Here is a 13,070-nt window from a genome sequence, read left to right on the forward strand (position 1 = left end):
GGGCGTGAACCGAGCAGGAGGGTGACATGGCACCGCGCAGCTATCTCGACTGGAACGCGACGGCCCCGCTGCGCCCGGAGGCGCGGGCGGCGATGTGCGCGGCCATGGATGTGGTGGGCAACCCGTCTTCGGTCCATGCGGAGGGGCGCGCGGCCACCGCGCTGATAGAAAAGGCGCGTGCGCAGGTGGCAGATGCTTTCGGGGCGCAGGCCAGCGATATCGTTTTTACCTCGGGCGCGACCGAGGCGGCGGCACTGGCGCTGGCCGGTCGCGGATTGCATGGATCAGGCGTGGAGCATGACGCGGTGCGGGCCTGGGTCGCGCAGGATCTGCCCGTGGACGGGAATGGCACGGTGCGCGTCAACGATCCGGCGGTGTCCACGCTGCAACTGGCCAATTCCGAAACCGGCATTGTGCAGGAATTGCCCGAGGGGCTGGCCGTCTGCGATTTCACCCAAGGGTTCGGCAAGCTGCCTGTGGCGTTCGATTGGTCGGGCGTCGATATGGGGCTGATCTCGGCCCACAAGTTGGGTGGTCCCAAGGGAATCGGGGCGCTGGTTTTGCGGCGCGGGCTGGATGTGGAGGCCCGGATCCGGGGCGGCGGGCAGGAAATGGGCCGTCGGTCGGGGACCGAAAACCTGATCGGCATTGCTGGATTTGGTGGTGCAGCACAGGCAGCATCACAAGATCTTGCGAATGGGCAATGGGCCAAGGTTGCCCAACTTAGAAATATTCTAGAAATGTCTCTGGACCTCGACGGAAATGTAACTATTTTGGTCGGGAAAGATGCACCACGCTTGCCGAACACCATCTGCCTGGTCACACCGGGCTGGAAGGGCGAGACGCAGGTGATGCAGATGGACCTTGCGGGCTTTGCCATTTCGGCCGGATCCGCGTGCTCCAGCGGCAAGGTGACGTCGAGCGCGGTTCTGCGCGCCATGGGGTTTGACGAGCGGGATGCCGGATGCGCGATCCGCATCTCGATCGGACCCACGACGACGGAAGACGAGGTCTTGCGCTTCAGCGAGGCCTGGCGGGCGGCACGGTCCAGACACCTGTCGCGCGTCAGCAGATGAACAGGCGCGTCCCAATGGGGCGCGAGGACATGCGGGCCCTGCGGGGCCAAGACAGGGGAACGTGATATGGCCATTGCCGAAACAGAGGTGCGCGAAGGCGTCGACCGCGAGACCGTGGAAACCGTTCAGGCCATGGGCGGCAAGTACAAATATGGCTGGGAAACCGAGATCGAGATGGACTACGCCCCCAAGGGCGTGAACGAGAGCATCGTTCGTCTGATTTCGGAAAAGAACGGCGAGCCCGAGTGGATGCTGGATTGGCGCCTGCAGGCGTTCAAGCGCTGGAAGCTGATGGACGAACCGGAATGGTCGATGCTGAACTATGAGAAGATCGACTATCAGGACCAATATTACTACGCCAAGCCCAAGAGCATGGCCGAGAAGCCCAAATCCCTGGACGAGGTCGACCCGAAGCTGCTGGCCACCTATGAAAAACTGGGCATCCCGCTGAAGGAACAGATGATCCTGGCCGGTGTCGAAGGCGCCGACGAGGCACCTGCCGAGGGCCGCAAGGTGGCTGTCGACGCGGTGTTCGATTCCGTGTCCGTTGGCACCACCTTCCAGAAGGAACTGGCGCAGGCTGGCGTGATCTTCTGCTCGATCTCCGAGGCCATTCAGAACCACCCGGAGCTGGTCAAGAAATACCTCGGCTCGGTCGTGCCGATCACCGACAATTTCTTCGCCACGCTGAACAGCGCGGTCTTCTCGGACGGCTCCTTCGTTTATGTGCCGCCGGGGGTGCGCTGCCCGATGGAGCTGTCCACCTATTTCCGCATCAACGCGGAAAACACCGGCCAGTTCGAGCGCACACTGATCATCGCCGACAAGGGCAGCTACGTGTCCTATCTGGAAGGCTGCACCGCGCCGCAGCGCGACACGCACCAGTTGCATGCGGCCGTGGTGGAGCTCATTGCGCTCGAAGATGCCGAGATCAAGTATTCCACCGTCCAGAACTGGTATCCGGGCGATGAGAACGGCAAGGGCGGGATCTACAATTTCGTCACCAAGCGCGCCGATTGCCGGGGCGACCGGTCCAAGGTGATGTGGACGCAGGTAGAAACGGGCTCTGCCATCACGTGGAAATACCCCTCCTGCATCCTGCGCGGCAATGAAAGCCAGGGCGAGTTCTATTCGATCGCCATCGCCAACAACATGCAGCAGGCCGACACCGGCACCAAGATGATCCATCTGGGCCGCGATACCAAAAGCCGGATCGTGTCCAAGGGGATTTCGGCGGGCAAGGCGCAGAACACCTATCGCGGGCTTGTCTCGATGCATCCCAAGGCCAAGAACGGGCGCAACTACACCCAGTGTGACTCGCTTCTGATCGGGGATCAGTGCGGGGCGCATACGGTGCCGTATATCGAGGTCAAGAACAACTCCGCCCGGGTGGAGCATGAGGCCACAACCTCCAAGGTCGATGACGATCAGCTGTTCTATTGCCGTCAGCGCGGCATGGACGAGGAGGAGGCCGTGGCGCTTGTGGTCAATGGCTTCTGCAAAGAGGTGCTTCAGGCCCTGCCGATGGAATTTGCCATGGAAGCGCAACAGCTTGTGGCGATTTCGTTGGAAGGATCGGTTGGCTAGAAAAGTTTTCCCGAAAACTTTTCCGTCAGAAAATTCTTCCAGAAGAATTTTCCACCGGTGGACAGGACGTTAACCCATGGAAGACGGTGCAGTGAAACCACGCTTCGATCTCGATGCCGCCCGCGCTGCGATTGCGGGGGGCGAGGCGTTCGTGTTCGAGAACATTGATATGGTGGCCTGCACCATCGCGGGCCGTCCGTTCCGCTTTGCCGTCGACATGGAACGCGACCCGATTCAGCGTCACCATCGCACCGGCCAACTGTTCGAGGCGCGCGAATTGGGCCTGATCAAGCGGGTGATGCCGCTTGGCGGCACCTATGTGGATATCGGCGCGAATGTGGGAAACCATTCGCTCTATGTCGCGGCGTTCCTCTCACCCGCCAAGGTCATCCCGTTCGAGCCGAATGTGGCGGCCTACAAGCTGCTGCTGGCCAATGTGGCGATGAACGGGTTTGGCAGCGTCTTTGACCTGTCATGGTTGGGATTGGGCCTGTCGGACAAGCCCGGTGAAGGCTTTGCCATGGAACAGCGCACCCGCAACCTGGGCGCCTCGCGAATGCTGCCGGGGGGAGGCGACCTGAGGGTCGTGGCGGGGGATGAGGCGCTGGCCGAGGAAACCCCCGACTTCATCAAGATCGACGTCGAAAGCATGGAATTGCAGGTGCTGAACGGGCTGGAGGCCACGTTGAAGCGCTGTGGCCCCTGGATGCTGATCGAGGTCGACAATCATAATGACGACGCATTCCACGACTGGCGCAAACGCGCGGACTACGTGGTGGAAACCGAGATCAGGCGCTATGAGACCAGCGCCAACTACCTCGTGCGGCCCGCGTCGCGGAAGGGGGCGTGATGGCCAGCCATGCCGACAAACGCCGCGCCGTGCTGACCGGGTCGCTGCAACCCTCTCGTCGGATGCGGATCTGCGACGTAGGGGCGAGCCGCCTGTCGACGCCGCCCTATCAGGGGCTGCTCGATGATGGTCTTGCCCATGTCTACGGGTTCGAACCGAATGAGGCGCAGTTCGCCAAACTGGTCGAGACCCCGTCCGAGCACGAGACCTATTTCTGCGAGGCCGTTGGTCTGCCCGGAAACCGCACGCTCTATATCCACCCGACGGCGGGGTTTACGTCGCTCTATCCGCTGGACGAACGGGCGGTGCGCGCCATCGGCAAGCAGAAGTGGCTGTCGGACAAGATTGAAGCGGTGCCACTGACCCCGGTGACGCTCGATACACTGGCCGACCTGCCGCCGGTGGACCTGCTGAAGATGGATCTTCAGGGCGGTGAGCTGGAGGTTTTACGCGGCGGAATTGCCAAACTTTCCAGTGCCATAGCGGTCGTAAGTGAAGTGCGTTTCCATCGCATCTATGCCGGTGAGCCGCTGTTCGGTGATCTCGACGCGGAACTGCGTGCGCACGGCTTCAAGCTGCACAAGTTCATGTTCACCAAATCGGTGATGATGCCCCATGAGCATGAGGATCAGGTGGTGCGCCCGAAGCTGACCAGCCAGCTGCTGGATGGCGACGCGGTCTATATCCGCGACGAGGAAACCGCGGGGCTCAGCGACGATCAGCTGATGCACCTGGCCTTTGCCGCCGACACGGTCTTCGACAGCCCCGACCTGGCGCTGCACTGCATCGACCACTTGATCGCGCGCGGTGCGGCCCCGGCCGACCTGCCCGCCGACTACATCGCCCGTTTCCGCCACCATCAGCGCCGAGATGGCGCGCAGCAGGAAGGGTAATGATGCTAAACACTTGCCCCCTGTCGGCGCGGCGCGCCTTTGGACTCGACCGTGCGGATCGGATGAAAATGCCAAAATCTCATCCCGAAAGCGGCCACATTCACAAGGCTACCTGCGGCCATGAGCAATTCTGGCAGCACTCTTGTCGATCCCAGCTTCTCGGAACGCGTGGCGCGGATCGAGGCGAGCCGGGCCAAGGCCGCGGACAGCCCCAGGCGCAAGCCGCGCGGGGATGGTGTGGTCTATGTTCTGTCGCTGATCGGGGCCTTCGGCGTGGGTTTGCTGGTGGTCGTCGCCGCCCGCTATGCCCGGTTCCATCTGACCGGCGTCATGCCGGGATCTGCGCAGCTGAGCAGTTCCAACTTGGTGCTGGACTTCGGACTGGCCTTTCTGGCTGGCATCCTGTTGCAGCAGATCTTCCACTTCAAACGCCCCGAACACACGGCCGCCAAGACGGCGGGCATGTTCGCGGCGGCGTTTACCATGCATATGGCCGTGCACGCCTTTCCGGGCCTGTTCGAGCTGTTGTTTTCGGACATCTGGGTACGCCAGGTGATCCGGCTGACCGATCCTACGAAACTGGCACTCTTCTGAGCTGCCCTGTCATGACCACGGGCCATCCGCTGCGCATCGCGCAGGCGGGTCTGGCCGCTATGTGAAAGAGGTTTTCATGCTTGAGATCAAGAACCTGCACGTGTCCCTCGAAGAAGAGGACAAGCAAATCCTGAAGGGCGTCGACCTGACCGTCGAGGCGGGCAAGGTCCATGCGATCATGGGGCCCAATGGCTCTGGCAAATCGACGCTGTCCTATGTGCTGTCGGGCCGCGACGGATACGTGGTGACCGAGGGAGAAGCGACCCTGAACGGTGAAGACTTGCTGGAGATGGAGCCGGAGGAGCGCGCCGCTGCCGGTGTCTTCCTGGCCTTCCAGTATCCCGTTGAGATCCCCGGCGTGGGCAACATGACCTTCCTGCGCACCGCCGTGAACGCACAACGCAAGGCGCGCGGCGAAGAGGAAATGTCGGCCGCCGAATTCCTCAAGGTGATCCGTGAGAAGGCCAAGGATCTCAAGATCGACGCCGACATGCTGAAGCGTCCCGTCAATGTGGGCTTCTCGGGCGGCGAGAAGAAGCGCAACGAGATCCTGCAGATGGCCATGCTGGAACCGAAGATGTGCATTCTGGACGAGACAGACTCGGGTCTCGATGTCGACGCGATGAAACTGGTCGCCGAAGGCGTGAACGCATTGCGGGACGAAGGCCGGGGCTTCCTGGTGATCACCCACTACCAGCGCCTTCTGGATCACATCAAACCCGACGTGGTGCATATCATGGCCAATGGCCGCATCGTGAAGACCGGGGGCCCGGAACTGGCGCTTGAGGTCGAACAGAACGGTTATGCCGATATTCTGGCGGAGGTTGCGTAATGGCCAATCCGGCTGCGAAACTGGACCCGCTTGCGGCCCGCATCGCCGGGCTGTCCACCCCTGACGGCGCAGGGTGGGCCAACGAGGTGCGGGGGGATGCCCTGTCCCGCCTGTCGGCCATGGGGTTGCCGCGCAAGCGCGACGAGTACTGGAAATACTCCGATCCCACCACGCTCAACCAGCCAGAGGCACCGCGCGCGGGGCTGTTCGTCACCGATGAGGCGATGCCGTTTTCGGATGTGGATCGGCTGAAGATCGTCTTTGTCGACGGTGTGTTCGACGCTGACGCCTCTGACGATCTGTCGCTGGAAGGCGTCGAGGTCGAACGCCTGTCCGATGCGCTGGCCCGCGACATTCACTGGGCCCGCGATCTCTTTGGCGTGCTGGAAACCCGGGGGCAAACCCCGGTGGAGCGGCCGCTGGCGGCGCTGAACACGGCCTTCGCCACCGACGGCGTGGTAATCCGGGCAACCGGCAAGGCCGCCAAGCCCATCAGCCTGATCTACCTGCACAAATCGGAAACCTCCGACGCGATCCTGCACCATCTGGTGAAGGTCGAGGAAGGCGCTTCGGTCACGGTGCTGGAAAACGGACCGGCGGCTGCACGCTTTTCCAAATGCATGGAGGTCGAGGTGGCCGATGGCGGCCAGTTCCACCATGTCCGCGCGCAAGGCCGCGACCATGAACGCCGGGCTTCGACCCATATGTTCGCGCGTCTCGGGGCAGGGTCGGTCTACAAGTCCTTCACGCTCACCGTGAACGGCGTGCTGACCCGCAACGAACAGGTGGTCGAGATCACCGGTGACAATGCCGTGGCCCATATCGCGGGTGCGGCCCTGGGCGATGCGGCATCGGGGGCGTTTCACCATGACGACACGGTGTTCGTCACCCATGATGCGGTGGATTGCGAAAGCCGTCAGGTCTTCAAGAAGGTGCTGCGCAACGGGGCCGAGGGGGTGTTTCAGGGCAAGATCATCGTGAAACCCCACGCTCAGAAAACCGATGGCTATCAGCTGAGTCAGGCCTTGCTGCTGGATGAGGATTCCAGCTTTCAGGCCAAGCCCGAACTGGAGATTTACGCCGATGACGTGCAATGTTCGCACGGCTCGACCACCGGCGCGATCGACGAGGAGGCGCTGTTCTACCTGCGGTCTCGCGGGGTCAGCCATGGGGAAGCGACGGACCTTCTGGTTCTGGCCTTCCTTGCGGAAGCCATCGACGAGATCGAGGACGAAACCCTGCGCGAAGACATCCTGACCCGCCTGCAAGGCTGGCTGGACCGGCACAGGGGATAGGCGTTTGTCGGTCACCCGGGAACTTCTGCGCAGCTATGCGCGCCCGCGTCAGGTGATGCGGGCGTTGATGGATGGCAACCGCACCAGCGACCGTCCCGAGGCGCGGGGGTTCATCTATCTGCTGGCGGGGCTGCTGATCGTCTTCCTCAGCCAGATCCCGGACCTGACCGGCACCGGCTTGGCCGCGCCAGAACTGTCCGAGCAACTGACCGGCGAGGATGGCCCGGCACCGCTGGACGCGCGTCTGGCGATCACCCTGTTCGTCTGGCTCTTCGTCTGGCCGCTGATCCTCTATGTCTTTGGCGGGCTGACCCATGTGCTGGCCCGGCTGGCGGGCGGCACGGGGCAGGGGGTGAATGCGCGGCTGGCGTTGTTCTGGGCAATCCTTGCGATCTCGCCGCTGTTCCTGCTGCGGGGTATGGCCAGCGTCAGTCAATCGGCTGCCATGGTGATGGTGATGAACTACGCAATTGCCGCCGGGTTCTTCTGGATCTGGCTTTCGGGACTATATGAGGCCGAACAGGGCGAAGGACCGGACAGCGCATGAGCGAGCTTCTACATCTCCCGTCCCTGCTGCGGATGGCCAAGGCGACGCTGACAGACCCGCGCGAGGGCGCACGTCATATCATGGGGCTGGCCCTGCCACGCGGCATCCTGATGCAGTTCTACGTGCTGGAACTTGTGCTGTCGGCCATGTCCTCGGTTCTCTTCCTGTCCCTGGCCCCGATGCCCGACGGCATGGCCATCCCTGCGGAAACGGCGGTGATCTATACCGCCTTCGAGGGCATGGTCGGTCTGATCATCGCCTTCGGGGCCTTCCGCATCGGACAGGCATTCGGCGGCTATGGCTCGTTCGAGCAGGCCTTCGCGCTGGTCATCTGGGCACAGTTCATCCTGCTCTGCTTCAGCGTCCTTCAACTGGTGGCGCTTTTCGTCCTGCCGCCGCTGACCGATGTGATCTCCATCGCGGCGCTGGCGCTCTTCTTCTGGCTGATGGTGAATTTCGTGGCCGAGCTGCATGGCTTCACCTCGCTCGGGCTGGTCTTCGCGGGGATCATCGTGTCGCTGCTTGGGCTCGCGATCCTGCTTTCCATCCTGTTTTCGGCCATGGGCCTCAGTCTCGTCTAGGAACTCCAACCATGTACGATATCGACAAAATCCGTGCCGATTTCCCGATCCTGTCGCGGGAAGTGAATGGCAAGCCGCTGGTCTATCTCGACAATGGCGCTTCGGCCCAGAAACCGCAGGCGGTGATCGACGCGGTGACACGCGGCTATGCCGAGGAATATGCCAATGTCCATCGCGGCCTGCATTTCCTGTCGAACCTCGCGACCGAGAAATACGAGGCCGTGCGCGGCACCGTGGCCCTCTTCCTTGGCGCAAAGGATGAGGACGAGATCGTCTTTACCTCCGGCACCACGGAAGGGATCAACCTCGTGGCCTATTCCTGGGCCATGCCACGCATGGAAGCGGGGGATGAGATCGTCCTTTCCGTGGCCGAACACCATGCCAATATCGTGCCCTGGCATTTCCTGCGGGAACGTCAGGGGGTGGTTCTGAAATGGGTCGATGTGGATGCCAATGGCGATCTGGATCCGGCCGCCGTTCTGGCCGCGATCACGCCCCGCACCAAGCTGGTGGCGGTCACCCATATGTCGAACGTTCTGGGCACCGTGGTGGATGTGAAAGCCATCGTTGCAGGGGCAAAGGAACGGGGCGTGCCGGTTCTGGTAGACGGGTCACAGGCGGCAGTGCATATGCCCGTGAACGTGGAGGAGATCGGGGCCGATTTCTACGCCATCACAGGCCACAAGCTCTATGGTCCGTCAGGGTCGGGTGCCATCCATATCCGCAAGGACCGGATGGCCGAGATGCGCCCCTTCATGGGCGGCGGCGACATGATCCGCGATGTGACCCGTGACCTGGTGACCTACAATGACCCGCCGATGAAGTTCGAGGCCGGAACGCCGGGGATCGTCCAGCAGATCGGCATGGGCGTGGCGCTGGACTACATGATGGGTATCGGCATGGAGAAGATCGCCGCCCACGAAAAGCAACTCTGCGCCTATGCGCGGCAGCGGCTGGACGGGCTCAACTGGCTGAACGTGCAGGGAAAATCCGCCACAAAGGGCGCGATCTTCAGCTTCACGCTGGAGGGCGCGGCCCATGCCCATGACATTTCCACCGTGCTCGACAAGAAGGGCGTCGCGGTGCGGGCGGGCCATCATTGTGCGCAGCCGCTGATGGAGCATATGGGCGTGACCGCGACCTGCCGTGCAAGCTTCGGGATGTACAATACCGAGGCCGAGGTGGATGCGCTGGTGGATGCGCTGGAGCTCTGCCACGAGCTTTTTGCCTGAGCTGAGGTTGGTTTCGCCGACTTCGTCGTCGACCCGCCGGGGGCGCTGCCCCCGGACCCCCGAGGTATTTGGACCAAGATGAAAGGGGTTGGACTCAGTCCGGGCGGCCGATCAGGCGGTCTATGGGGGCGTAGTCATCGGTCAGGACCTGCCCACGCGCCTCGGCGATCTGGGTCACGAAGCGGTCGCCCAAGGCACCAAACGTCATGAGGAAGGGCATGGGGGCGCTGAATTCATCGAAATCGGAGGGGCTGTTTCCGGCGGCGATGACAAAGACCATGCGGCTGCCGGGGTCCGGCTGTGCGGCGTGCGTCCAGACCTCGACGCTCGGGAAGACCTGCCGCATGGTCTGTACGATGGACCCGAGCGCCTGCAGCCGGTCCTCGTAGTCGATCACGTTCATCAGAAAGGTGCCGTCCTCGGTCAGCCGCGCGCGGGCCAGTTCGAAGAACTCTTGCGTCACCAGATGGACGGGCACAACCACATCGGTAAAGGCATCGCCGATGATCACGTCGTAAAGCTGATCGGGGCGGGTCAGCAACGCGCGGCGCGCATCTTCATGCAGGATGGTGACGCTGTCGGGGTCGACCCAGAAATCCCGCTCGGCCAGCGCGGTGACGGCGGGGTCGATTTCGGCCACCACGATTTCGCCCGTGCCATGTTCGGCAAAGGCGCGCGGGATCGAATAGCTGCCGCCGCCGATAAAGAAACTGGTGAAGTCGGCGCGTGGCGCACGGCGGCGGGCCAGTTCATCGAGCATGGCGGCATGTTCGGTGAACATCACGGTGGGGACGTCGCGGGCGCTCATTCCATGGCCCAGATGGTCGATCACCATCAGGTGCACGGGGCTGTCGGGGTCCGCGGACATATCCACGGTCCGGATGCAGAAATAGCGGCTTTCGACGGTGCAGGGGGAGGGCGTTGCCAGCGCGATGCCCGAGAGTGCCAGAGCCGCAAGCGCAGCGATCGCCGCGATCTTGAGGGCAGCGGAGCGGGCCAACCAGAAGAGGAGCAGCCCCGAGACGACATAGGTCGCGGTAACCACGGCAAGCGTGGCGGATGTCCCGAGCCAGGAGATAAAGAGAAACCCCGCCAACAGCGTCCCCGCGATGGCACCGATGGCGCCCGCCGCGAACATGGCCCCGAGCGCACGGCCCTGCTGGTCTGGTGCGGCCCGCGTGACCGAGACATGGGCCAGAACCGGGGCAGGGACGCCGGCAAAGAAGGAGGGAAGGAAGAACACGGCCATTGTGATGGCCGCGATGCCCCAGACCGGATGACCCACGGCATCAAGCAGCGGTGTGGCCACAAGGCGCAAGAGGTTCACGGCGATGGCCGTGGTCAGAGCCGCAGCAATCAGCGCCCCACCAGTCCAGGCCAGTGCCTTTTCCACAGGCCGCTCCGCCAACCGCCCGCCCCACCAATGCCCGGCCGAGAATCCCGCCAGCACCACCGCGATGATCGAGGTCCAAGTATATAGCGACATGCCCACATGCGGGGCCAGCATCCGGCCTGCGACAATCTCCACCACCAGAGAGGCCGCCGAGACGGCAGTTTGCAGGGTCAAGAGCAGCCAGAGCGGCATGGTGCGGGTCATGTGCGGGGTCCTCGAAAGCTTTCGGCAATTGTCATTACCTCACTGCGCGACACAAGAGGGATTGGCGCAAGATTTGCAATTGCAGCGCCACTCGGGATGTCCTATACGCGGCCCACGCGGCACCCTTAGCTCAGCTGGATAGAGCGCTGCCCTCCGAAGGCAGATGTCAAGTCCGGCGATGGCTGGTGGTGTTGGAAGAAAGAAGTGACTAAACAACGGTTTGAGCGAATGTCGGGTTCGCTCTTCATGCCGACGAAAATCTCGCGTAAGCATGGCGTAAGCAACTCGCGAACGGTATGCACCCGTAGCTCAGCTGGATAGAGCGCTGCCCTCCGAAGGCAGAGGCCAGAGGTTCGAATCCTCTCGGGTGCGCCACTTCCCCCAAATTTCGTGTTTTGTCTGCCCTGCGACGGTGTCGCTGGCACCTTCCTTTCGCCGTGTTCAGAGTCAGAGGCGGGCAGGGAGGGCCGTGACGGGTTGAAGGCTGCAGGAGAGGCCTCCGGCGCCAGTCGCGGAGGTTTCCCGATGAATACCGAAATCACCGATGCCGGGCGTGACATGAGCGGCGGCTGCAAGGTGGATGTGTCGCGTGGTACTAACGTGGACCGGGTGTCGTGCGAATGATTCTCGCGGCCGGATGATGAGCGGTATCTGTCGCTCGACGATCTCTTTGCATCTGTCAAGGGCCTGCTGCCGGTTCTGCGGACACGAAGATAGGATCGTGACCATGGAACTGGAGAGTGGATATCATGAGATGGAAGTTCAGCCGAGAGTTCAAGCTAGAGGCAGTAAAGCTCGTGACCGAGCGGGGCGTGACTGTGGCCCAGGCATGCCGAGATCTGAAACTGGCAGAGAGAGTGCTGCGGCGTTGGATGCGTGAAGCGACAGCGGCGTCGGCCACGACCTTCCCTGTAAATGGCCAGCAGCGTGTTGAACTTGCCGAGATCGCGGCCCTGAAGAATGAGGTCGCCAAACTCAGGGCGGAGCGTGACATCCTAAAAAAACAGCCGCGGCCTTCTTCGCGCGGGAAGCGACATGACGTTCGTTGCGAAGCATCGGCATGTCTGGCCAGTGAGCTTGATGTGCGACGTTGTGGGTGTGTCCGTCTCGGGCTCCCACGCCTGACTCAGTCGACCGATCAGCGCACGGGCAAGCTACGATGCGAAGCTCGTCGTTGAGATCGACACGAGCTTCAAGGCCAGCGATCGCATCTATGGCGCCAGTCTTCTCTGGCGGAACGTGCTCGAGGGCGGACTTTCCTGCGGGCTGCCCCGGATTGAATGGCTGATGCGCCAGAATGCAATGAGGGCGCGGCCGAAGTAACGCGGGAAGTCGACGGACGACGTTAAACGGTCGGTCATCGCCGACAGCATTCTCGACCGTGATTTCGAGGCCGACGGCCCGAACCAGACGTGCCCTCTAATGGTTTGCATGCAAACCATTAGAGGGCAACAGCTGGCCGACTTAACCTAAATTTGGACCGCGGAGGGCTGACTCTTTGTCTCGGTCGTGGTCGACCTCTTCTCCTGGCGCGTTGTCGGTTGGTCGATGCAGGTGGACCGGGACGCCTCGCTGGTCACGGACGCACTGATGATGGCCGTCTGGCGCCGCGGCAGGGCCGACGCGCTGTTGCGTCATTCCGATCAGGAATCGCAAAATACCAGCGATCAGTTCCAGCGCCTGCTGCTCGACAACGGCATCTCCTGTTCAATGAGCCGCGCCGGCGACGCCTGGGACAACTCGGCGATGGAAAGTTTCTTCTCATCGATGAAGACAGACCGGACAGCCCGCAAGGTCTACCGCACCCGGGATGCCGCCCGTGCCGAAATGTTCGACGACCTCGCGCGCTTCTACTACCCGAGGCGACGTCGGTCTAAGCTGGGCAATCCAAGCCCCAGGGTGTTCGAGGACCAAGCTATGCAATCCTAACTCGATGTTCACGGAACCGGTAGCAGGCCTCTCGCCGCGCCCCCCTCAGAACACGAA

At 62.5% G+C, this 13,070-nt stretch carries 11 protein-coding genes, 1 tRNA gene and 1 pseudogene; 12 read left to right on the forward strand and 1 reads right to left on the reverse strand.

The genetic code is table 11. The annotated features are described in order from the left end of the window. Positions 1-26 precede the first annotated feature (26 nt). The 10 genes from EP237_RS14470 to EP237_RS14515 all read left to right on the forward strand — a co-directional run bounded on the left by EP237_RS14470 (position 27) and on the right by EP237_RS14515 (position 9,487). Positions 27-1,076, forward strand: coding sequence for a cysteine desulfurase family protein (locus tag EP237_RS14470; RefSeq protein WP_127561615.1), 1,050 nt, complete (start codon positions 27-29; stop codon positions 1,074-1,076). Between the two features lie 66 nt (positions 1,077-1,142). Continuing rightward, a complete protein-coding gene (sufB, locus tag EP237_RS14475) occupies positions 1,143-2,663 on the forward strand; it encodes a Fe-S cluster assembly protein SufB (protein ID WP_127561616.1) in 1,521 nt (506 codons plus the stop codon). A 76-nt stretch (positions 2,664-2,739) separates the two neighbouring features. Further along, positions 2,740-3,513, forward strand: coding sequence for an FkbM family methyltransferase (locus tag EP237_RS14480; protein WP_240661647.1), 774 nt, complete (start codon positions 2,740-2,742; stop codon positions 3,511-3,513). Further along, positions 3,513-4,406, forward strand: a complete 894-nt coding sequence (locus EP237_RS14485) for an FkbM family methyltransferase (RefSeq protein ID WP_127561617.1) — start codon at positions 3,513-3,515, stop codon at positions 4,404-4,406. The genes EP237_RS14480 and EP237_RS14485 overlap by 1 nt, the downstream gene beginning before the upstream one ends. Positions 4,407-4,526: 120 nt before the next feature. Then, entirely contained in the window at positions 4,527-5,000 is a 474-nt protein-coding gene (locus EP237_RS14490; protein ID WP_127561618.1) for a hypothetical protein, read from the forward strand. Positions 5,001-5,076: 76 nt separating this feature from the next. After that, positions 5,077-5,832, forward strand: coding sequence for a Fe-S cluster assembly ATPase SufC (gene sufC, locus EP237_RS14495; RefSeq protein WP_127561619.1), 756 nt, complete (start codon positions 5,077-5,079; stop codon positions 5,830-5,832). Further along, entirely contained in the window at positions 5,832-7,127 is a 1,296-nt protein-coding gene (sufD, locus tag EP237_RS14500) for a Fe-S cluster assembly protein SufD (protein ID WP_127561620.1), read from the forward strand. Before sufC ends, sufD begins: the two co-directional genes overlap by 1 nt. A gap of 4 nt (positions 7,128-7,131) precedes the next feature. Beyond that, positions 7,132-7,674, forward strand: coding sequence for a hypothetical protein (locus EP237_RS14505; RefSeq protein ID WP_127561621.1), 543 nt, complete (start codon positions 7,132-7,134; stop codon positions 7,672-7,674). Further along, positions 7,671-8,255, forward strand: a complete 585-nt coding sequence (locus EP237_RS14510) for a Yip1 family protein (protein ID WP_127561622.1) — start codon at positions 7,671-7,673, stop codon at positions 8,253-8,255. The genes EP237_RS14505 and EP237_RS14510 overlap by 4 nt, the downstream gene beginning before the upstream one ends. An 11-nt stretch (positions 8,256-8,266) precedes the next feature. After that, positions 8,267-9,487 carry a cysteine desulfurase gene (locus tag EP237_RS14515; RefSeq protein ID WP_127561623.1) on the forward strand — a complete coding sequence of 407 codons (1,221 nt, stop codon included), beginning with the start codon at positions 8,267-8,269 and terminating at the stop codon, positions 9,485-9,487. A gap of 94 nt (positions 9,488-9,581) precedes the next feature. Here the strand turns inward: EP237_RS14515 and EP237_RS14520 are convergent, their stop codons facing one another. Further along, positions 9,582-11,084, reverse strand: a complete 1,503-nt coding sequence (locus EP237_RS14520; protein ID WP_127561624.1) for a fused MFS/spermidine synthase — start codon at positions 11,082-11,084, stop codon at positions 9,582-9,584. Positions 11,085-11,382: 298 nt separating this feature from the next. Between EP237_RS14520 and EP237_RS14530 the strand changes: the two genes are divergently transcribed. Both EP237_RS14530 and EP237_RS14535 read left to right on the forward strand, forming a co-directional pair. Next, positions 11,383-11,459 (forward strand) — tRNA-Arg (locus EP237_RS14530). Between the two features lie 374 nt (positions 11,460-11,833). Then, a pseudogene (locus tag EP237_RS14535) lies at positions 11,834-13,013 on the forward strand (IS3 family transposase). Positions 13,014-13,070 lie beyond the last annotated feature (57 nt).

The organism is Nioella ostreopsis (genome assembly GCF_004000255.1).
Classification (GTDB): domain Bacteria; phylum Pseudomonadota; class Alphaproteobacteria; order Rhodobacterales; family Rhodobacteraceae; genus Nioella; species Nioella ostreopsis.